This window comes from Paenibacillus sp. FSL K6-1217 (genome assembly GCF_045040735.1).
In the GTDB taxonomy this organism is placed as follows: Bacteria; Bacillota; Bacilli; order Paenibacillales; family Paenibacillaceae; genus Paenibacillus_AQ.
In genome coordinates this window covers 1,474,103-1,494,250 of record NZ_CP150271.1, presented here as the reverse complement: position 1 = coordinate 1,494,250, position 20,148 = coordinate 1,474,103, and the positions used below count along the sequence as shown (strand labels likewise).

General features: G+C 49.0%; 21 protein-coding genes. 2 read left to right on the top strand and 19 right to left on the bottom strand.

The window, feature by feature from the left end:
- Positions 1-40: 40 nt before the first annotated feature.
- From MHH28_RS06375 to MHH28_RS06340, 8 genes are all read right to left on the bottom strand, one after another.
- Positions 41-874 carry an ATP-binding cassette domain-containing protein gene (locus tag MHH28_RS06375; protein WP_405113146.1) on the bottom strand — a complete coding sequence of 278 codons (834 nt, stop codon included), beginning with the start codon at positions 872-874 and terminating at the stop codon, positions 41-43.
- Positions 875-914: 40 nt separating this feature from the next.
- Positions 915-1,700, bottom strand: a complete 786-nt coding sequence (locus MHH28_RS06370; RefSeq protein WP_405113144.1) for an ABC transporter ATP-binding protein — start codon at positions 1,698-1,700, stop codon at positions 915-917.
- Positions 1,636-2,541 (bottom strand): nickel transporter permease, encoded by a 906-nt coding sequence (gene nikC / locus MHH28_RS06365; protein ID WP_405113142.1) that lies wholly within the window; start codon positions 2,539-2,541, stop codon positions 1,636-1,638. The genes MHH28_RS06370 and nikC overlap by 65 nt, the downstream gene beginning before the upstream one ends.
- A 23-nt stretch (positions 2,542-2,564) precedes the next feature.
- Complete coding sequence (gene nikB, locus MHH28_RS06360; RefSeq protein WP_405116880.1) at positions 2,565-3,503, bottom strand: nickel ABC transporter permease; 939 nt, start codon at positions 3,501-3,503, stop codon at positions 2,565-2,567.
- Positions 3,504-3,624: 121 nt separating this feature from the next.
- Positions 3,625-3,873, bottom strand: a complete 249-nt coding sequence (locus MHH28_RS06355) for a hypothetical protein (RefSeq protein WP_405113140.1) — start codon at positions 3,871-3,873, stop codon at positions 3,625-3,627.
- A 29-nt stretch (positions 3,874-3,902) separates the two neighbouring features.
- The gene (locus tag MHH28_RS06350; protein ID WP_405113138.1) at positions 3,903-4,154 is read right to left on the bottom strand and encodes an ATP-binding cassette domain-containing protein; all 252 of its coding nucleotides are present in this window, start codon (positions 4,152-4,154) and stop codon (positions 3,903-3,905) included.
- 138 nt (positions 4,155-4,292) lie between these two features.
- The gene (locus MHH28_RS06345; protein ID WP_405113136.1) at positions 4,293-5,849 is read right to left on the bottom strand and encodes a BCCT family transporter; all 1,557 of its coding nucleotides are present in this window, start codon (positions 5,847-5,849) and stop codon (positions 4,293-4,295) included.
- A gap of 126 nt (positions 5,850-5,975) precedes the next feature.
- The gene (locus tag MHH28_RS06340; protein WP_405113134.1) at positions 5,976-6,167 is read right to left on the bottom strand and encodes a hypothetical protein; all 192 of its coding nucleotides are present in this window, start codon (positions 6,165-6,167) and stop codon (positions 5,976-5,978) included.
- A 361-nt stretch (positions 6,168-6,528) separates the two neighbouring features.
- Between MHH28_RS06340 and MHH28_RS06335 the strand changes: the two genes are divergently transcribed.
- Entirely contained in the window at positions 6,529-6,717 is a 189-nt protein-coding gene (locus MHH28_RS06335) for a spore coat protein (protein ID WP_405113132.1), read from the top strand.
- 12 nt (positions 6,718-6,729) lie between these two features.
- Positions 6,730-7,035: a spore coat protein gene (locus MHH28_RS06330; protein ID WP_405113130.1), complete on the top strand. Its 306-nt coding sequence runs from the start codon at positions 6,730-6,732 to the stop codon at positions 7,033-7,035.
- Positions 7,036-7,124: 89 nt separating this feature from the next.
- On the opposite strand, the gene MHH28_RS06325 is transcribed toward MHH28_RS06330, so the two are convergent.
- The 11 genes from MHH28_RS06325 to MHH28_RS06275 form a co-directional block, all read right to left on the bottom strand.
- Positions 7,125-7,709, bottom strand: a complete 585-nt coding sequence (locus MHH28_RS06325; RefSeq protein ID WP_405113128.1) for a GNAT family N-acetyltransferase — start codon at positions 7,707-7,709, stop codon at positions 7,125-7,127.
- A gap of 18 nt (positions 7,710-7,727) precedes the next feature.
- Entirely contained in the window at positions 7,728-8,030 is a 303-nt protein-coding gene (locus MHH28_RS06320) for a MazG-like family protein (protein WP_405113126.1), read from the bottom strand.
- A 23-nt stretch (positions 8,031-8,053) separates the two neighbouring features.
- Positions 8,054-9,085, bottom strand: coding sequence for a hypothetical protein (locus MHH28_RS06315; RefSeq protein ID WP_405113124.1), 1,032 nt, complete (start codon positions 9,083-9,085; stop codon positions 8,054-8,056).
- Positions 9,086-9,177: 92 nt separating this feature from the next.
- Positions 9,178-10,014: a class I SAM-dependent methyltransferase gene (locus MHH28_RS06310; protein ID WP_405113122.1), complete on the bottom strand. Its 837-nt coding sequence runs from the start codon at positions 10,012-10,014 to the stop codon at positions 9,178-9,180.
- 488 nt (positions 10,015-10,502) lie between these two features.
- Positions 10,503-11,969: a glycoside hydrolase family 1 protein gene (locus MHH28_RS06305; RefSeq protein WP_405116877.1), complete on the bottom strand. Its 1,467-nt coding sequence runs from the start codon at positions 11,967-11,969 to the stop codon at positions 10,503-10,505.
- A 10-nt stretch (positions 11,970-11,979) separates the two neighbouring features.
- Entirely contained in the window at positions 11,980-12,819 is an 840-nt protein-coding gene (licT, locus tag MHH28_RS06300; RefSeq protein ID WP_405113120.1) for a BglG family transcription antiterminator LicT, read from the bottom strand.
- Between the two features lie 47 nt (positions 12,820-12,866).
- Positions 12,867-14,759 carry a beta-glucoside-specific PTS transporter subunit IIABC gene (locus MHH28_RS06295; protein WP_405113118.1) on the bottom strand — a complete coding sequence of 631 codons (1,893 nt, stop codon included), beginning with the start codon at positions 14,757-14,759 and terminating at the stop codon, positions 12,867-12,869.
- 213 nt (positions 14,760-14,972) lie between these two features.
- On the bottom strand, positions 14,973-15,320 hold the full coding sequence (locus MHH28_RS06290; protein WP_405113116.1) for a winged helix-turn-helix transcriptional regulator: 348 nt from the start codon (positions 15,318-15,320) through the stop codon (positions 14,973-14,975).
- 43 nt (positions 15,321-15,363) lie between these two features.
- On the bottom strand, positions 15,364-16,110 hold the full coding sequence (locus MHH28_RS06285; RefSeq protein WP_405113114.1) for an SDR family NAD(P)-dependent oxidoreductase: 747 nt from the start codon (positions 16,108-16,110) through the stop codon (positions 15,364-15,366).
- A gap of 150 nt (positions 16,111-16,260) precedes the next feature.
- A complete protein-coding gene (locus MHH28_RS06280) occupies positions 16,261-18,000 on the bottom strand; it encodes an ABC transporter ATP-binding protein (protein ID WP_405113112.1) in 1,740 nt (579 codons plus the stop codon).
- 552 nt (positions 18,001-18,552) lie between these two features.
- Entirely contained in the window at positions 18,553-20,127 is a 1,575-nt protein-coding gene (locus MHH28_RS06275; protein WP_405113110.1) for a peptide ABC transporter substrate-binding protein, read from the bottom strand.
- Positions 20,128-20,148 lie beyond the last annotated feature (21 nt).

The window sequence follows — 20,148 nt, the reverse complement described above, 5'->3', positions numbered from 1 at the left end:
AACGATTTTGTGAATAGGCTTATTGACTGTAGATTTGTGCTCATTCTCTGTACTCCTTCTCTTTACTTATCCTATGGTCCCGTAACCGGGGGTCCTGCACTGGTACGGAGGAGAGCAATCTTCTAGTATAAGGGTGGTCTGCGTGCTGCATGATGTGCTCACCTGTCTGCCTCTCCACAATAGCTCCTTGATACATCACGGCCACACTGTCGCAGAAGCGGTTTACAACTGACAAGTCATGTGTAATGAAAATATAGGACAAACCCAGCTCACGCTTCAATTCCTGCAACAGAGCCATCATTTGCTTGCGTAAGGTGACATCGAGACTTGAGAACGGTTCATCACAGATAATCAGCTCCGGGCGAAGCACGATCGCTCTGGCAATTCCGACCCTCTGCTGCTGGCCGCCGCTGAGTTCATGCGGATAACGGTGAAGGTACCGCCGTTCAAGTCCAACCCGCTCAAGCGTGTCTGCTGCCATGACCCTGCGTGATTCGGCCTTCCTCTCTCCGTAGTTTCGAAGAGGCTCCCCGATAATCTGCTCTACTGTAAACAAGGGATTAAAGGAAGCCAGACTGTTCTGAAACACCATCTGCAGCTTCTTACGGATCGTCCGCAGCTCGCTAAAGCTCCAGTCTGTATAGTCTTCACTTTGGTACAGAACTCTTCCGGAAGACGGTTTCTCCAGTCCCAGCAGCAATCTGGCCAAAGTGCTTTTCCCGCAGCCGCTTTCACCCACAAGTCCCATAGTCTCTCCGCTCTCCAGACTGAAGGACAGGTTCTTCACAGCCTGCACAGTCCTGGCATTAGGTGTGAACCACCCCCTTTCCATCCCATACCTTTTGTTCAGATTTACTGCTTCCAGCAGCTTCATGGTTCACCCTCCCCTCTATACTAATGTGATATTTATGTTGTTATCTGCAATTCATTAAGTATTGAGTATAGGGATGCACCGGAGCAGAGAATATGTCAAAGACGTTGCCCGATTCCACAATCCTTCCGGATTTCATCACATAGACATAATCTGCAAGCTCTGCAACAACGCCGAGATCATGCGTAATTAACAGGATACCGACAGAGTTTGCCCACCTGATCCTGTCCAACTCCTGGAGAATCTGGGCTTGGATAGTTACATCCAGTGCCGTTGTCGGCTCATCTGCAATAAGCAGACCTGCACCAGAGACAAGTGCGATGGCGATCATCACCCGCTGACACATGCCTCCGCTAATTTGAAAAGGATATTTATTCAGCAGCTGTGCAGGATTGGCCAGGCCTACCTGCTGCATCTGCTGTATAGCCAGTACCTTTGCTTCTTGTCTCGTTACCCGCCGGTGCAGGAGAATGGTCTCCATGATCTGTCTGCCAATAGTGAGTACCGGATTCAGCGCATTCACGGGATCTTGAAAGATGACAGCCATTTCAGTTCCCCGGAGCTTCCTCAACTGGCGGCGGGTGCATCCACGAAGATTGGTACCTCCCAGCCAGATTTCTCCACTATCTATGGTGCCAGGAGGATCTAATAATCCTAAAATGGACATCGCCGTAACACTTTTCCCGCTGCCGCTTTCGCCCACCAACGCAACAATTTGCCGGGAATTCACCTCGATACTTACATCCTCAACAGCCTTGACTCGCTCACTTCCTGTGTGGAAGCTGGTGTATAAATGACTGACCTTCAGTAGTGGCGGTTCTGTTCTCATATGCCGGCCCCTCACTTCCCCTCGGAATTGAACCATGCGCAGATCGGCGTAAGCCTTCCCCCAGCAAATTAAAGCCCAGAACCGCAAGCATGATTACCATTCCAGGGTAGAGCATCAGCCGCGGCTCGGTTTGAATATAGGCCCGGCTGTCATTCAGCATAATTCCCCATTCCGGTGTAGGCGGCTGAGCACCCAAACCCAAAAAGGACAAACCTGCAATGGATAGCATAATTGTTCCCGCCTCCATTGAAGCCAGAACCAGAATAGGCCGTGCTGCGTTCAGCAAAATATGCCTGAGAATAATGTGCAAATGGGAAGTGCCTGACGCTTGGGCCGCAGTAATATATCCTCTTTCCTTAATTTGAAGCACCATGCTCCGGATGACTCTGGCATACCCCGTCCACCAGACTGCTGCAAATGCGATTAACAGATTCTTCATACTGGGACCTAACATGGCTGTAATTGCAAGGGACAGAATCAAGCTGGGAAAAGCAAGTAAAATGTCAGTAATCCGCATAATCAAATGATCAATCTTGCCACCTGCGTACCCGGCCAGTAGACCGGCAGGGATGCTAATCGCAAAAACAACGGCCAACACCATGAACGAATAATACAGGGAAGTCCTTGTCCCGTAGATTAGACGGGATAGAACACAGCGTCCCAGATGATCCGTACCAAGCGGATACTGCCAGGAAGGGAGACTCAGCTTCTGCTCCATGTGAATTTGCAGCGGATCGGAGTGTGCCAGCCAAGGTGCCAGCAACCCCACACCGATGAACAAAAGTACGATACCCGCTCCCAGCTTCGCTTCGTTATTCGTAAATAGGCCAGTCCTAAACATGATAATCTGCTCCTTCTTCAGCGTCACCGCAGCCTGATTCGCGGGTCCAGCAGCAGATGTAACCCATCTACTATCAAGTTGATCAAGACAACGGCAACAGCCATCCATAATACGTAACCCTGAATGACAATATAGTCCTTCGCAAAAATCGCTTCGATGGCATACTTCCCGATTCCCGGCCAGGAAAATATCGTCTCAACGATCACAGAACCGCCGAGTAGCCCTGCGATGTTAACTCCAAGGAGTGTGAGACTTGGAAGTAGCGCATTGCGAAGGGCATGAATAGTGATGATTCTCCATTCCTGCAATCCCTTCGCTCTTGCTGCTTTGATGTAAGGCATCCGTAAGACATCTAGCAGACTTGAACGAATCAAACGGATATAGACTCCCGCCATTCCAAATCCAAGTGTAAGTGCAGGCAGAATAACGCTGGACACCCCGTCCATTCCCATTACAGGAAATAGCCTCAGCTTCACTGCACCATAATAAATCAGGAGCAGGCTTAACCAGTAAGCTGGCATCGAAACACTAAGCAGCGCACAGACCCTTCCCAGTCGGTCAAGCCATCTGCCCGGATATAGTGCAGATCCTATACCAATAGGTAAGGCAATAAGAACAGCGGCCAATACAGAGCAGCTGCTTAGCAGCAATGTTGCAGGAGAGCGGTTCATTAGCTCTGTGAACACTGGGCGACCGCTGCTGTAGGAGTTGCCCAAATCAAGATGGAGTATCCGGTATAACCAATGAAAATATTGCATATGTACAGGACCATCCAGACCGAGTGCATATCTGGTTGCCTCAATGGCTTCATAGGTAGGTTTAATACCGTCAGCACGCAGCATAATCTCTGCCGGATCACCAGGTGTTAAGCGCATTAGCGCAAAGGTAATGCCAGAGATGCCGAGCAGCACTGGGAAGAGCTGTAATAAGCGTTGCAACAAATATCGTAGTATGGCCTTCATCTCCAAAATATTAATCGTAATAATTACGATTATAGCATAAATGTTTTAAATTGAAAGGCTTAAATTTATTTATTTCAATCCTGCCGATCCCGCATCAAAAAAACCAACCCCGACTATACAATCATCGGGGTTGGTTTTTTTGATAGTCTAGAATCTTATGGCTAACCCTCATGGCAATCCATTGGTACAACAGAAAAGTCACATAGCGGTTAACCAATATTGCCCGCATATACAATTCTGCCGATATGCGCGTCAGCTTGCCTTGATGAAGCAGGGCCAGCTCATCGCACAAATCGGCTGCCAGCTCCAAAATATGTGTGGAGAAAATCAACACATGATCATGCTTCATCTCCCGAAGCAGTTGCTTCATTTCTAAGGCCACGATGACAACTAACGAAGTCAGCGGCTCAGGGAATAGACATAACCGACATCCTCCGGTTGCAGATCTCTGGTGTCATCGCCTTGGACCAGCTTCATTCTTCCGCCGTCTGTCTGGATTTCCCCGCCTAAACAATTGAATAATGTCGTCTTACCAGCCCCGTTGCGGCCAAGCAGTCCGTAAATCTTCCCCTGCTCAAATACAAAATCCGCCCCGGACAATACAGGCTTATCGCCGAAACCTTTTTCTAAATTCTCTACAACTAGCTCCATCCTCTTAGGTTCTATTCTCAGGTTATCCGCTGTGATCTTTAACACACACCTTTTTATAATTTTAGTCAAGGATAACACTGGAACTTGGAAGCGGGGTTGTAGAGAACTCTTTTAATTAACTTTTCACACAATGAATGATCAAATGGAATCCACATTAGGCTGGGGCGCCTCATGCTCCTCCAGCAGCCGCTTCAGCTTCTGGCGTTGGAGCTTCTCGCGTTGACGGCGTTCTTTGTCCTCCTCCTTGAGCGCCTTGAGCAGGGAGAAGCACATTGCGATCAGCACAATGGCAAAGGGCAAGGCTGCTACAATGGAAGCGGTCTGAAGCCCGCCTAATCCGCCACTGATCAGCAGTACAACAGCAATGGCAGATTGCAGAATACCCCATGTTAATTTGACTCTTGCACTGGGGTTCAGCTTGCCGTCCGAGGTCAGCATGCCTAGTACAAAGGTAGCCGAATCGGCGGAAGTAATGAAGAAGATCATAATCAGGATCGTAGCTATGAACGATATTATGGTGCCTAAGGGCAGTTGCTCCAGCATGACGAAGAGGGCGGTCGTCGTATCTCCTTTAACGGTTTCAGCCAGCTGGACAGCGTCGAACAACTCCATTTGCATGCCCGTTCCGCCAAATACCGAAAACCAGAGGAAGCCGAACAGACTCGGTATAATCAGCACGCATATGACAAACTCCTTAATGGTTCTTCCCTTCGATACCCTGGCAATGAACGTTCCGACAAAGGGTGCCCAGGCAATCCACCAGGCCCAATAGAATAAAGTCCACGCCCCGACCCAGGTCCCTTTGGAAAAAGGCGTTAATCTTAAGCTCATATTGACGATGTTTTGCAGGTAACTGCCTAGCGTGGTTGTAAAGGTCTCGAAGATAAATGAGGTCGGACCCGTTATCCATACGAACAGCATCAAAAGAACGGCGATGACTAGGTTGGTATTACTGAGGATTCTGATTCCCTTGTCTAGCCCGCTGGTGGCGGAGATGAGGAACAGCACGGTCACGACAGCAATAATTGCAATCTGAGCGCCTACCGTATTCGGAAGCCCGAATAAATAATGCAACCCTCCATTAATCTGTAGAGCCCCGAGGCCCAGCGAAGTCGCTACTCCAAAAATAGTGGCAATCACCGCTAAAATATCGATGGCCTTGCCGAGCCAGCCGGATACGAGCCGTTCTCCGAGTAAAGGGATAAAGGCTGAGCTGATCAGGCCTTTATATCCCTTCCGGAACTGGAAATAAGCAAGCGTCAATCCAATCACGGCATAAATCGCCCATGGGTGCAGTCCCCAGTGGAAAAAAGAATACCTCATGGAGATCCGCGCTGCTTCTGTCGTCCCTCCCGCTACGCCCTCCGGCGGAGATAAGTAATGGGACAACGGTTCAGCTACTCCCCAGTAGACAAGCCCGATCCCCATCCCTGCGCTGAATAACATCGATAGCCAGGAGAGCGTGGAATATTCCGGTTCATCGTCATCGTCTCCCAGCCGGATACTGCCATACTTACTGAAGGCTAAATAGAAGGTGAAGATTAAGAAAAACAGAGTGGCCAGCAAATAGAACCAGCCGAAATTATGAATGGAGAAATTGTACGCAGCATTAGCTGTAGTTGCCATCTGATCAGGCGCTACAGCTCCCCATAATGCAAAAATGGCTACGATGGTAATTGAGATGATAAAAACCATAAATGAACCTCCATGTGTAATGTATGTAGTATTCCAAGCAACAAACCAAAAAACCAAAAAACCTCAGGAAACGCATAAAAGGCTTCCTGAGGGTCCATCCATTGTACTTTTCCGTCAGGGTCTTGCTCAGTTCTGTCTGTTCTCCACCGATTTCATCCGGTTCTGGTCGTCAGGCAGCCGGTCATGACTGAATTCCTGACCTGCTTCTACTTCCCCGTCTTCGGATACAGCCCGGGCAAAGTTAGTGAACTGTCTCTTCTCCTCATCCTGCTCGTGCTTCAGCTTCAAAAGCTCCTTCGGGTCCTGAGTTGTCATCATACTAACCTCCTGAGAAATCTAATCATGCTGTTTATCTGCACTATAGAAGTTTCTCCATACTATCGGGGTGCTTATGCACGTTGTTCACCGAAAGGATGCGAAACTGTTCCAAGCCCGGGGGGTTCCAAGCGAGAGGTTGTTCTGATCTTTGTCTGATTCCTCATGAGGCCTTAGCTGCTTCAGGCTGGCCTGCAAGGCATTTCATCGATCATTAATGCCATTCATTAACCTCTTAGAATAAGAGGCAATCAAATACTAAAGAGATTATATAAATATATTTAATTTATGTTTATTTTCTACCGGACAAGTGTACTAATAACTGAAAAATTTATTAAGTCTACCGGATGGAGGAGAAGTTATTATGGCTAAAGAATTGGCACTGCATGAACAACTCGAAGTACATGAGCTTCTGACCCTGAAAACCTCATGCGCTACCAAAGCAGTTACTATGCTGGAACTCGTCAAGGACGAAAAGCTCAAAGCTCTAATTGAAGAGGATCTTAAAAACTCGTCAAAGGCAATTGAAGAACTGACATCACTATTAAAATAGGAGGTTGTACTCATGCCGACAACAAAAACAAAAGAAATGCTGGTTAAAGCCATTGCACCTATGGATGATCTGGCCATCGCTACCGACATGCTGCTGTCCGCCAAAGCCGCTGTGCGCAGCTACGCTATAGCCCTTACCGAGACGGCAACTCCAAAAGTGCACAAAGTTCTCAAGGCTCAACTTGATACTGCAATTAAGACGCATCAGAGCATTGCCGCTTATATGATTGAGAATGAAATGTACCACCCTTATGATTTCACGGGGCAGGTCGAGCATGATGTGAAGAAAGCTGAAACTGCGCTTGATCTGTTGAAATAAGAAAGTATGCAGCATTTGCTCATAATAACTTGAAAGACAAAACACACCGCCAGGTGCCTTGGCGGTGTGTTTTGTCTTGTATAGCTAACCTATCGGCTGACCGGCGAGCCTGTGATGATCGGCTTCACGAATACCGATTCGTATTCCTCGGCCAGCATATCCATCAGAATCGCATCATACTTTACGCCTCCGATAATGCGGGCCTGTCTTCTTCTTCCGATCTCTTTGAATCCGACCTTCTTATAGCATTGAATTGCTCTTTCATTAAAGGCGAACGTCCCAAGCATAATATTGTTCAGATTCAGCAGATTGAACCCGTAATCAAGCAGCAGTCTCATGGCATCAGAGCCGAATCCTTTGCCCCAAAACTCCTTATCGCCGATAAAAATACCTGCCTTGGCATTCCTGTCGATCAGATTGACATCAAACAGCAGGCAGCGTCCAATGGCCATGTCGCTCTCCAGGTCCACAATACTGAACATATGTGCTCCAGACTTAAGAGCATGCTCTATTCCTTCACGCTCCTTGTCCAGAGAAGTTAGTACATAAGCTTCGTTTCCAAGCGGAGCGGTCACCTCCAGATCGTTGAACCAGCGGGTCCAGGCTTCTGCATCGTCTGCAGCCACCGTGCTTAAGTAACACTTCTTTCCGGTTAATTTCTTATAATATTTCATAAATGCACTCCTTTTAGATTATTCCTCCACCTTTACTAGCACGCCATCCCTATTCTCATAGCTCCTCTTTTCATTTTTGACGATCTTATTCATAATCTCTTCTTCCAGGTTAATCTCCAGAATCTCCGCCAGTCCAATCAGGTAAATGGCAACGTCCGCCAATTCTTCACCGAGGTCATCTTTCTTCTTCCGGTAAGCTTCGCAGGCCTCAGACAGTTCGCCGTGGATCAGGCAGAATTCCTGATATATATCAGTTACATTGAATCCCTTCTCGATCTTATTCTGATACACTCTCTTCTGGAGTTGTGCTAAATCAATCATTGTATTCTCTCCTATCCCGTAATTTATTGATTTAACCCTATATGCTTGCGTAAATGCACTAACGACATGGGCTTGATCCGCTGGGCTTCGGCGATATTTTCATATAAAATATGGCTCTTGCCGGCCTTGGCAAACCATTCGCGTAACGCGGTGATCCTCCCTTTATTGAAATCAATGTACTGGAAGTCCACCTGCTTCAGGTGCTCCATCGCGGTTAAAGGCTCTAACTCCTTCGCTGTCACGGCCGCAGAAATCTCCCGGAGTTCCAGCATTTCCAGCTGTGTTGCGGACCATAACGGGTCAATAACCTCCAGCGATTTCATCTGATCGAGTTCAAGCTGTAGAAGCTTGGGCATATTCGAAAAGTCACACAACGCCTCAACCTTAGGCAAGCATAAGCGCAGGTAAATAAGATTGTGCATGGACTCTAGTACATCCAGCCCCGTTAAGTTACGGATGGCCGCCAGACTAAGCATGGGGACTGTAGAGTCTGCGAGCGCATCCAGTGACCCTTTCAAAATGGAGTCGTGAATGAAGAGGCACAGCAGCTTCGGTAACCGGCGGACAAACTCCAGCTCATGAACCGTAGTCCGCAAGATTAAAGTATCCAGGCTGGAAGCATCGCCTATCGGTGTTAAGTCGTGAAATCTCCCATGGACGGAAAGATAGTGCAGCTGCCTGAAACTTGCGAGGAAGCTTAGGTCCACCGGCTTTTTGGCCGTAATGGATAGATACTGCAACCGCTCCAGTGTTCCGAGAACACTCAGATCAATGCTATGATTCAGGTTGAGCTGCAAGGCCGTAATGTGCTGTAACTCCGCAATCGTCTGCAGCAATTCCTTGGTATATCTCCCTTTCATGTCCACCTGGCTAACCGACAACACCAGATCGGGGCGTTTCGCAAATACATGCTGATCTAACTCCAGTAGATCCTGTGGATCGTCCACATCGATGACATACGAAATAAGCGCCCGCTCGCGCAGCTGTTTCACCGCTGTATTCATTTTATTCTTGGTCCAAGGTGCACCATTCATAGAGCTCGTCCATACTCCCATTACTGTGATCCCCCGTTCCTTCGGATATAAAAAGTCCCGCCTGTTTGTGGCAGACGGGATTTTGGCTTATTCATACTTATTGAGTAGCAGTCTTATAACTTACGCACCACGTAGATGAGATTCATTCCGCTATCTAGAGTGCCCGGCAGTTTGGTGAACGCAATTTCTTGTTCGACAATCAGCTTCCAGAATTCCTGGTCAGCCCGGGCGTTCTCTAAGGCAGCATCTCCAGCTTGCGTATATAGTCCGGCAGAGCTTCTCTCCAGAACATTAACCGGAAACCGGGCAAATAAAGCATCTAATTCAGAGCTTCTCATCATATGGATGTAATGCTTGCTGGGCACGGGATAATGCTCTTCGTCTTGAATCCCTGTGTTCATGATCCACCGGGTAGCTTCAATGCCAAACTGGTCTTTCTCATATCGGATGCCATCGAGATAATACATGGATGCACCGATGAAGCTCATCGATCCCAGGATCAGTACCCCGCCCGGCTTCAGTACTCTCAGGAGCTCCCGGATACCATCTGACTCTTTGTCCAAGAGATAGTTAATGACACCGCCGATACATACCACAGAGTCAAAAGAAGCATCTGCAAACACGCTCATATCCAGTACATCCAGTACATGGAACGCCTTGATTCTGTCCACCAGGGACAGCTCTTGCATTTTGGACTTGTTGAATTCAATCTGATGGCTCGACAGATCAGCGACGGTCAACTCAGAACACATGGTCACGATGTCCTTGGTATACCTGCCTGAACCTGCGCCAATCTCCAGCACTGTATCTGTAGGATGGATGTAACGCTGAAGAATATCCAGATGCACCTGATACAAAAGCTCGCCTGGACCATCCTTCGTTAGCCGTGTCCATTCACGGTCACCATAGTTGTCATACCGGCTTCTCGGGATTTCGGGGTTGTAGCTCATGAAAGCCTCTCCTTTTCATATTCAATTGGAACATCGGAGTAATGCCGCTAATGTCGCTAATATCGCCTGCACTCATACAACCACCTCCTCCTTGGAATCCGTCTGTACCTATTATACTAGGCCTCGGCCCATTTGACATCCTAAATTTCCCAAACTAAATTTCAAACAAAAGCTCCCAAAGAAAAGTTCCTCCGTATGGGATTACCGTGACTCCAGAGAAGTTTTGGGCTTCCGGCCGCTGTTGTCCCCAGATTTCTTGATTTAAACCGCTGTTCGCGGTGGAAATCCGGTGACTGCTGTGCTTCCGATGCGAGCTTTCCTGCGGAAAGCTTTCAGGCGGTCGCTATCGCTCCTACCGCTCCAAAATCCCCCTTTCCCGCTCATGGTTGAAGCTGTATACGCCCACCCGGTCGTCCCGATACGCAGAAGAAGCCTGCTGGCAGCAGGCTCCTCGGGTTAGTATAGTATATTAATACACAATAAGCAGCTTACAGGCCATTATGCTGGATTACATTCTTATACCAATAGAAGCTGTCCTTCCTCCGGCGCTCCAGCGTCCCATTTCCGTCATTATCCTGATCCACATGGATCAGGCCATACCGCTTCTCCATCTCAGAGGAAGAATAGCTGATCAGGTCAATGATTCCCCAGGCGGTATAGCCGATAACCTCTACCCCGTCCAGGATCGCTTCATGCATCTGTTCGATATGGGAGCGGAGGTATTCAATCCGGTAAGGGTCATGAATGGCTCCGTCTTCCTCGACCTTATCGTAGGCACCCAATCCGTTCTCAACCACAAACAGCGGTATACGATACCGGTTATACAGATTATTCATCGTCAGCCGTAATCCGGTCGGATCAATCTGCCAGCCCCATTCGCTAAGCGGGAGGTAAGGATTTTTGATGCCGCCCATCGTATTTCCGCTGACCTTCTCCAGGCCTTCGCTCTCCGCACCGGCCACGAAGGAATTGTAATAGCTGAAGGAGATGAAATCTGCGGTATGCTCGCGCAGCACCAGATCGTCTCCTTCGGCCTTGGCAATGACGATACCTTTTTCCTTGAAGAAGCGCTGAATATATCCCGGGTAAGCTCCGCGGACCTGAACATCGGTGAAAAACAGGTTGAATTCATTATTCTTATGCGCGGCGAGCACATCCTGCGGATTGCAGGTATGCGGGTAATGCAGCAGGCTTGTGAGCATACAGCCGATCTTCGCACCGGGAATAATCTCGTGACACAGCTTCACCGCCAGCGCACTGGCCACAAATTGATGATGCAGCGCCTGATAGACTGCCTGCTCCACTTGCTCTGCCTCTCCGAATCGGTCTGGCACAATGCCGCCGTTCGTGAACGGGTGGCGGACAATTCCGTCAATCTCATTGAAGGTGATCCAATACTTCACTTTGCTCTTATAACGGTCAAATACAGTTGTGCAGTAGCGCACGAAGAAATCAACCACCTCGCGGGAGGTCCAGCCGCCGTACTGGTTCACCAGATGCATAGGCATTTCATAGTGTGACAGGGTAACCAGCGGCTCGATGCCCCGCTTTAGCATTTCATCGAACAGCCTGTCATAGAACGCCAGACCCGCCTCATTAGGCACAGCTTCATCACCATTTGGATAGATGCGTGTCCAGGCGATGGAGAGCCGCAAGGTTCGGAGGCCCATTTCCTGCATGTAGGCCAGGTCCCCGGGATAGCGGTGGTAGAAGTCAATGCCTCTTCTTTTGGGATAGTCCTGGTCTGACTTGTCCTCCATTGCCCGCTGCAACTGCTCTTCGCTCACCGCGTTATGCTTCTTGTAGTCCCCTTTGCCCAGGTTTCTCTTGTAAGTAGCCATGTCTGCCGTGGACAGCCCTTTGCCATCTATATTCCAGGCACCCTCTGCCTGATTAGCAGCGATGGCTCCGCCCCATAAGAATCCGTCTGGAAAAATCCGCTGTGTACTCAATATGACCCCTCCACTATTCTTTTCTGTTCATCACCCGGCTGATATGGATAATCAGATAGAGCATCTCCTCATTAGACATGAACCGGTGAAATCGGGCTCCAATGTAGGTATTAATGGAAGCTACACACTTTCCTTCTTCCGGGTATTTATTAGATATCTGGTCAAGCAGCTCGCTGTCTTGCGATTCAAGCATTTTGTTCTCGATCAGACGCTGCACAAAGAACTGGAGATGAGTCAAGAACCGTGAATAATTAATGCTCATCGTGTCAAAATCCACACCGTAATGGATTTTGATAATATTCAAAATATCGTTGACCGTCTTGGTCATCATCAGCACCTGGCTCATGTTGTCCTCGGTCTGCTGGGCATTCACCAGATGAAAGGCGATGTTCGCGGCTTCCTCTTCCGGCAGAGAGATTCCGATCTTGTCCTGGATCATCCCCAGCGCTTGCAGCCCGATCTGATATTCACGCGGGTAGAACTTCTGTACCTCCCACCGCATCCGGTTCTGGATCGTTATATTGGACTTGAAGCGTTTGGCTGCCATATATAAGTGATCCGTCAGGGATACATAGAGGTTCTCGCTAAGATGCCTGGATAGAACGCCTTTTGCATACGATATGATCTCATCGGCCAGAATCAGATATTCCTTGGGGGTCTCGCGCATTAAGGCGGTCATATCGGAAGCCATGTCCTTGTTCTCGACGATGTAGACCTTCTCGATCTCCTGTTCATTAACGGTATCCCCCGGCTTACTTTTGAAGCCGATTCCCTTCCCCATTACGATGACTTCCTTGCCATCCTCGCGGTCGGCCAGAACTATGTTTACATTGAGAATTTTCACTACTCTCATCGGCGTATACCTCGCGTTCTCCAGGGCATCTTAGACCCCATAATGTCTTATAAAACGGTAATTAACGGCATCTCCGGCCCGATCTTCCCGGTGTATTCATGGCCGAGAATCTCCAGATAATCCGGAGTGTTGGTGACGATCACAGGCGTAGTCGTATCGAATCCGGCTGCCTCAATCGCCTTCATATCGAACTCCATCAGCAGCTGTCCGTGCTTGATCGTGTCCCCTTCCTGCACTACGACATTGAAATGCTGCCCCTTAAGCTTGACGGTGTCCAGCCCGACATGAATCAGGACTTCTACCCCCTCCACCGATTTCAGGCCAATGGAGTGCTTGGTGCGGAATACCGTCTCCACGGTTCCGTCAAAAGGTGCGACGACCTCTCCCTTGCCCGGCTTAATCGCCATCCCCTGGCCCATCGCCTCCTGTGCGAAGGCTTCATCCTTAACCTCTCTCAAAGGAATAGCTTCTCCCTCAATCGGTGCGAAGATGACCATCCGGGATTTTAGTCTTCCTGTTTCTTGTGGTGCTGCCGGTACATCGGAGGACTTCACTGTGGCAGCTTCCGGCTGCAGTCCGCCGGTGTCCTCTTTGAACCCGATGAAGTACACCGCGATTGGCGTAACGACCAGGGAGATCCCCAGCGTAATCAGGGCGTACATGAAGTTGTTCTTTTCCCCGATAAACATCGGCAGTGAAGCGATACCCGGACCCACAGCAGCGTAAGCCTTCAGATTGACGATCCCGGCGAACAGCCCGGCCGAACCGGCTCCGATCATACAAGCGACCATGGTTCTTTTCAGCTTCAGATGTATTCCGTATAATGCCGGCTCTGAAATCCCGAACAATCCGGAGATTCCCGCCGGTAAGGCAATCTGCTTCAGCTTCTTATCCTTAGCCAGGAACCATACTGCCAAGGCACCTGCGCCTTGCGCAATGTTGGAGGACAGCATGGCACTATGAATCAGCGTTTCATAACCCGGCGACACCATAGCGGCAAAAATAACCGGATAGAACACTTTGTGCATCCCGAACATAACAATGAACGGGAGAATGACAGATAATATCACTACTGTCAGCCAGCCGAACTTCCCTTGAATCCAGAACAGTCCGTCGGACAAGCCTTGACCCAAGTAATTCCCAAGAGGTCCTAACACCACTAACGCAAGCGGAGCCATCACCAGAATGACGATCATCGGCTTCAGGAAAATCTTGACGGGTCCCGGCGAGACTTTCTCGGCAAACCGTTCCACGTAAGACATCAGCCAGACTGTCAGGATAATCGGAATGACGCTTGAAGCATACGAGACATTCGGCACCGGCAGTCCGGCGAACTGGACAGGCACTTCACCTGCCAGCAAGGCGATTAATTTAGGATGCAAGAGCACTCCGGCCAGAGTAACCGAGATGTACGGGTTGGTTTTGAACTTCTGGGAGCTGGAGAAGGCCAGCAGCACCGGCAAGAAGTAGAATGCGGCGTCTGCAATGAAGCTGAGCAGCAGGTAGAGCTGGCTCTCCTTGGTCAGCAGGTTCAGCGAGGTGCTGAGCAGCAGCAATGCCTTCAGCATCCCTGAGGCGGCAATCGCCGGAATGATCGGCTGGAAAATCCCGGTGATGATTCCCGCGAAGCTGTCGAACAGTCCTTTGAAGCTCAGGTCTCTTTTCTTCGGTTCCTCCTGGGCTGGCTTCTTCTTCGTATCTAGTAGTTTAATCAATTCATTGTACACATAACCGACATCGTTACCAACAATCACCTGGTATTGGCCGCCGCTGTATACGGCTCCCATGATGCCATCTATGGATTTGATTTCATCGGTTTTGGCTTCTTTCGGATTCTTAAGATTCATACGCAGACGGGTAGAACAGTGAATGACTTCATTGATATTATCATTCCCGCCCACTTTGTCGAAAATAGTCTTCGCGGTTTGTTTGTAGTCCATGCTGAGCACCTCACTATTGGAAATAGAAGCATAAAAAAAGGCCCAAATCGGGTAGGAATATCAAGCATTCCCACCCAATTCAAGCCTTGCCTGCCGAACAGTAACACGCTGTAATTGGATGATATGAAATTAATTTTTTGTTTTTCCGGAAATAAAAAATCAATTAACCGTTTACACAGCAACTTTAACATGTCCGGATGAAAAAGACAACACTTAATCCGGATTTAAAATCTTAAACTCGCCCGGAGTGTAGGATTGTCCTGCATACTTCCCTCCCCAGTTACACAGCAGTCTCAGAACGGGTTCGAGGGATTGCCCCAGCTCTGTCGTTGAGTATACCACCTTAGGCGGTACTTGATTGTACATGGTTCTGCGGATTAATCCGTCTGTCTCCAGTTCCCGGAGCGTTTGGATCAGCATCTTTTGCGAGATATTATGAACAAGCCGTTTAAGCTCTCCTGTCCGCTTGGGTCCTTTGATTAAATAGTACAGAACAAGCCCCTTCCACTTCCCTCCGATCACCTCTAGTGTAACTTCCAGTTCACAGTGAAAGATTTTCATAACAATCCATCATCTCCCGAGTTGATACAAAACGTTAAGCGATTTAGATTTGAGCCACTCCGCCGTCTGCGAATAATTCAATGCCGTTCAAATAGCTGCTCTCATTAGAGGCCAGGAACATGACAGCATTTGCGATCTCTTCTACCTGTCCAACTCTGCCGAGCGGGATATCAATTTTGGCCTGTTCGAGGTAATTCTCAAGTTGGGAGCCAAATAATTCATCGTACGCCGGTGTGACGACTGAACCCGGACTAAGGACGTTCATCCGAATCTCCGTCCCTTTCATATCCAGAATCCAGTTACGGACGAGCTGTCTGATCGCTGCCTTGGAGGCGCCGTAGATACTGAACGCTGGGACCCCCATTGATCCGGCCGTAGAGCCTGTCAGGATAATGGAACCTTTTTGGTTAGGGAACAAGGGTAATGCCTTTTGTACGGTGAAAATAGTTCCTTTGACGTTAACATCAAAAGTCTTGTAGTAGTGGGCTTCCGTAATTTCGCCTAACGGCAGGAATGACCCAAGTCCAGCATTGGCAAAAAGAATGTCCAGGTGCCCCTTTTCCCGCTGTACAGTGTCGAACAAGGTATCCAGATCTTCCAGCTTTGAGACGTCCCCTTGAACGCCTGTAACATTCTTACCGATCTGCTGTACGGCTTCATTCAGCTCACGTTGTCTGCGTCCTGTGATATACACGTAAGCCCCTTCTTCTACGAGCTGCTGTGCCGCCGCAAGCCCGATGCCGCTTGTTCCTCCGGTTATAACTGCTACCTTCCCGTCAAATCTGCCCATACTATTATACACTCCTTTTATGGTTTGTAGTTCCTATGAACGCTAGTATGGGGGAAAAGTTACAAGAAAAACAGTACCCACTTTTTTGTGATATAGTCACCAAAAGGTGATAATTGAGCCGTATTTAAGCTGTGTTATTCTGCTGGAGCTCTAAATTTTCTGCTTCTCCACCATCCTATAATACATTCCCTGTTGGGACAGTAATTCTGCCGGACTGCCCTGCTCAACAATGCAGCCCTTATCTACGACCAGAATAACATCTGCATTCTTCACAGTGGACAGCCGGTGTGCGATCACCAGGATCGTCTGCTTCCCCTTCAGGCTGAGCAAGGTATCGTTCAGGTCACTCTCCGTCAAGGCGTCCAGGGCCGAGGTGTATTCATCCAGCATTAGAATCCGGGGTTCACTCATGAATGCCTGTGCTAATAGAATCCGCTGGACCTCGCCGCCTGAGAGATTGTCACCGTGGTTCTCCACCTGCTTGCCATATTGCTCAGGCATGGTTAGAACAAATGTGTCCACATGGGCAAGCTCAACAGCAGTGCTGAATTTCTGCCAGGTCTCTTCGTTCATGTCTTCCTTCTGCAAAGGATAAATAATGTTGTCGAGAATGGACTTGTTCCATAGCACTCCCTTTTGCGGGGAATAGCCGACATATCGTCTTAGTTCATGAATGTCCAGTTCTTGGATCGGAACGCCGTCCAGGCAGATCTCCCCTTCATCCGGCTCGATGTATCTGTGGATCAGCTCGAATATAGTAGATTTCCCTGAGCCGCTTAATCCAAAAATCCCCACGAAGGCTCCTGGCTCAATGTCCAGATTAAAGTCTGTTATTCCAAAAGAATCTTCAGGAGCGTACCGGTACGAGACATTCCTCATCTGCAGGAGGGGGACGCGGCTATAACCAGGAGGTTTAACTCCCGAATCGATTTTCTCCAGTTCAAGGATGTCATTCAGGTTGTTAATAATGACCGTCATCCGGCTCCTATCGATGTTCAGTGTTAACAGCGACTTGAAAATGCTATACAGCCTTGGAAGAATCACAATGAAGGCCAGCAATGTGCCTGGTGAGATGCGGCCTCTCAGAATCAGGAACAGACTGTAGCCGTAAATGATGCCTGTAATGATGGAAATGACCGTATCCGCGACCAGGTTCAACACCACATGATGTAATAGCCTGGACTGTCTGGATATCCTCCACGCCTCATCATTCCACTCCCTCCAGCGCTTCTGCTCTGCCTGATGTCCGTTACACCTGTGGACCGCCTTCAGATTCGTGAAGAAATCATTCAAATAATTCATGCCCTTATCCAAAATACCATGATACTGCTTATCCAGGCGCTCTGTCTTGCTCCTGAAGCGCTTGAAGCCGTACATACACAGAGGGAATGAGAGGATGGCCGCGAGTGTAAGCTCGGTACTCATCGAGAACATGATCCACAGGGTCGCGATCAGCAGAATAGCATTCGAGACTATGGACATCAGGGTGTCTACCACGAAAATTTCACACAGCATCCCCACCTGCAAGGTGATCCGGTTAATGATTTCCCCCTTGCCGATGCTGTCCACATCTCTTGGCCGGGTCTGGAGTACATCTGAGAACAGCCGCAGGCGCAGATTCCTGGATAAATGATTGCCAAGCTCATTATTGTAATAAGAGGTGACGCAGTTCAAGGCGGCGTAAATTACGGGAATTAGAATTAGCAAAAGCATATAAAATGCAGCCGTACCGATCTGCTTGCCTGGCAGGATGTCGTCGAATAGGTCTTTGAACAGGAGGGGCTGAAGAGCCGAGACGAATGCGGCTGAGATATTGAAGAGCAGGATCAAAACAAGGATTCTCTTACTATTAGACAATATCTCCTTAATCAATGTCCGGGTCGGATTCATAAGCCCACAGAACCTCCTTCAATGAGCGCAGCTTATGTAATCATAGCGGATCGGGATCATGAACTTAACCTGTCAAATAATAGATAATTACCTGTCAGGTTATAGAATTATTACTGATCAAAACGGAACAAAATTACCCTGCGGGTGAAGGGTGCTGGTGCCTTCTCTCACCGGCCGCTTGTAAGGAGCAGGATTGTTGCACTTTTTGCAGGATTTCTTTATAAATGTTACTGGCTACGCTACATTGTTGCATTATTTGCACAAATTTCAGTATTTAGAGCAAGTTAGCGCTGGATTTGTTGCATTTCATGCAGGATTTCAGCATAGGCCGCTTCTATGGGGCAGGATTGTTGCACTTTTTGCAGGATTTCATTATAAGTGTTACTGGCTTGGGAGCATGGGGTCTGTTCCGACCATTAATTATCCAATTAAGTTTAAATATAACATTTCCTAAACAACTAAATAGGCCAGCGTCCGCTAGGAATCGCTGGCTTCTGACTAACAATATGAATGATTACGAATGATTACGAATGATTATGAATGATTACAGAATTACTTCCAATATCCCCGGCTGAAGGCGATGGAGCCGTCATAATCGATGTACACACCGGCAATCTGGGGATTGCGCAGAATATCGGCCACATAGTTGTGCGACGGAAGCATGACCGCTTCACTCATCAGCAGCTGCTCGGCCTTGGCATAGAGCTGGACCCGCTTCGCGGAGTCGAAGGTCTGCTCGGCCTGCTTAACGTAATCATCATACCGCTTATTTGACCAGCCGGAGTCGTTGTCGGTACTATCTGAGCGGAAGTAATTCAGGAAAGTGGAGGGATCGTTGTAATCAGCGGACCAGCCGGCACGGGCTACCTGGAAGCTGCCGCTTTGCCGGTTGGCCAGGACAGTCTGCCAGTCCTGTACCTTGATGGTGGCGGTTACGCCGAGCTTTTCACTCCATTGCTTGACCAGTGCGTTCGCCAATGCCTCGTGATTGTATCCACCATTGACGATGACGGTGAACGGCGGCAGCGCTGTCAGCCCTTCTTGCTTGAGCCCTTTGGCCAGCAGCTCCTTGGCCTTGTTCAGATCCTCCTTAAAGTAAGCAGCGTCGCTAAACTCTGTACGATACTGTGCTCTGGAGCCGAAGATAGGCGAGGGTACGAATCCGTAAGCGGGCATGGCCATTGGCATAGCTTTCCGGTCCACAGCCAAGGCCAGCGCCTTGCGGATATTGATGTTGCTGAAGGGCTTCTGCCCCAGATTGAACTGATAATAGTAGGTGGAGGCATAAGGTGCTTGCAAGTACTCATTCTCTGCTGCCATATCCTTGTATTTATAATCTAGCATGGTATTGCCGCCGCCCACCCAATCCACCTGTCCGTTGACGAAGGCCGCTGTCGCATTCTCCGAATTCAGACCCGGCGCAGACAGCAGATCAACCCCGCTCAGACGGATGGACGAAGCATCGTAGTAGTGAGGATTCTTAACCAGCTTAATCTCCTTATTAGTCCCTGCTTGCAGTTGAAAAGGTCCATTGGAGATGCTTGCTGCTTCCTTGGCCTCCTGCGATACCGGATAATATTCCGGCTCCGCCAGAAGAGTAGGGAAATAGGCATATTTGCCCTTGAGTGTAACCAGGAGGGTATTGTCATTGATGGCTTTCACCCCGACCTTGGCAAAATCCTTCAGCTTGCCGGTATGATAACTCTCTGCCCCGGCCACATAGTACATTCTGAATATATTCCCCTTCTTCAGTCCCGGTGTGAGAGCCTTCTTCCAAGCCAATACAAAGTCGGCGGCCGTCAGCTTCTTGCCGTTGCTCCATTTGGCATTGGCCCGCAGCTTGAACGTGTACGTCTTCCCGTCCGTTCCCACCGTCCAGGATTGGGCTACCCCGGGAACCGGCTTTCCATTCTTGTCCAGCCTTACCAGACCTTCGTATAATGCTTTGATAACGGTTGTCTTATCCCGGTCTAAGCCCTCAATGCTGGCCGGGTCCAGCAGGACCGGTAACGCATCCATGCCAATTCTCAGCACCTGCTTCTCTGCCCCCGCCGCACTGGCTTCATTGGGGTTGGCCCCCGCCAGGGTCAGCAGTACTACGAGTAAGGCAATCCACATTTTCTTCATCTGAACTTCCCCTTAACGATG

Excerpts from the sequence above, each read along its gene's own strand:
- MHH28_RS06375 (WP_405113146.1), bottom strand. The coding sequence starts at position 874 with ATGAAGCTGCTGGAAGCAGTAAATCTGAACAAAAGGTATGGGATGGAA.
- MHH28_RS06370 (WP_405113144.1), bottom strand. The coding sequence starts at position 1,700 with ATGAGAACAGAACCGCCACTACTGAAGGTCAGTCATTTATACACCAGC.
- nikC (WP_405113142.1), bottom strand. The coding sequence starts at position 2,541 with ATGTTTAGGACTGGCCTATTTACGAATAACGAAGCGAAGCTGGGAGCG.
- nikB (WP_405116880.1), bottom strand. The coding sequence starts at position 3,503 with ATGAAGGCCATACTACGATATTTGTTGCAACGCTTATTACAGCTCTTC.
- MHH28_RS06355 (WP_405113140.1), bottom strand. The coding sequence starts at position 3,873 with ATGAAGCAACTGCTTCGGGAGATGAAGCATGATCATGTGTTGATTTTC.
- MHH28_RS06350 (WP_405113138.1), bottom strand. The coding sequence starts at position 4,154 with ATGGAGCTAGTTGTAGAGAATTTAGAAAAAGGTTTCGGCGATAAGCCT.
- MHH28_RS06345 (WP_405113136.1), bottom strand. The coding sequence starts at position 5,849 with ATGGTTTTTATCATCTCAATTACCATCGTAGCCATTTTTGCATTATGG.
- MHH28_RS06340 (WP_405113134.1), bottom strand. The coding sequence starts at position 6,167 with ATGATGACAACTCAGGACCCGAAGGAGCTTTTGAAGCTGAAGCACGAG.
- MHH28_RS06335 (WP_405113132.1), top strand. The coding sequence starts at position 6,529 with ATGGCTAAAGAATTGGCACTGCATGAACAACTCGAAGTACATGAGCTT.
- MHH28_RS06330 (WP_405113130.1), top strand. The coding sequence starts at position 6,730 with ATGCCGACAACAAAAACAAAAGAAATGCTGGTTAAAGCCATTGCACCT.
- MHH28_RS06325 (WP_405113128.1), bottom strand. The coding sequence starts at position 7,709 with ATGAAATATTATAAGAAATTAACCGGAAAGAAGTGTTACTTAAGCACG.
- MHH28_RS06320 (WP_405113126.1), bottom strand. The coding sequence starts at position 8,030 with ATGATTGATTTAGCACAACTCCAGAAGAGAGTGTATCAGAATAAGATC.
- MHH28_RS06315 (WP_405113124.1), bottom strand. The coding sequence starts at position 9,085 with ATGGGAGTATGGACGAGCTCTATGAATGGTGCACCTTGGACCAAGAAT.
- MHH28_RS06310 (WP_405113122.1), bottom strand. The coding sequence starts at position 10,014 with ATGAGCTACAACCCCGAAATCCCGAGAAGCCGGTATGACAACTATGGT.
- licT (WP_405113120.1), bottom strand. The coding sequence starts at position 12,819 with ATGAGAGTAGTGAAAATTCTCAATGTAAACATAGTTCTGGCCGACCGC.
- MHH28_RS06295 (WP_405113118.1), bottom strand. The coding sequence starts at position 14,759 with ATGGACTACAAACAAACCGCGAAGACTATTTTCGACAAAGTGGGCGGG.
- MHH28_RS06290 (WP_405113116.1), bottom strand. The coding sequence starts at position 15,320 with ATGAAAATCTTTCACTGTGAACTGGAAGTTACACTAGAGGTGATCGGA.
- MHH28_RS06285 (WP_405113114.1), bottom strand. The coding sequence starts at position 16,110 with ATGGGCAGATTTGACGGGAAGGTAGCAGTTATAACCGGAGGAACAAGC.
- MHH28_RS06280 (WP_405113112.1), bottom strand. The coding sequence starts at position 18,000 with ATGAATCCGACCCGGACATTGATTAAGGAGATATTGTCTAATAGTAAG.
- MHH28_RS06275 (WP_405113110.1), bottom strand. The coding sequence starts at position 20,127 with ATGAAGAAAATGTGGATTGCCTTACTCGTAGTACTGCTGACCCTGGCG.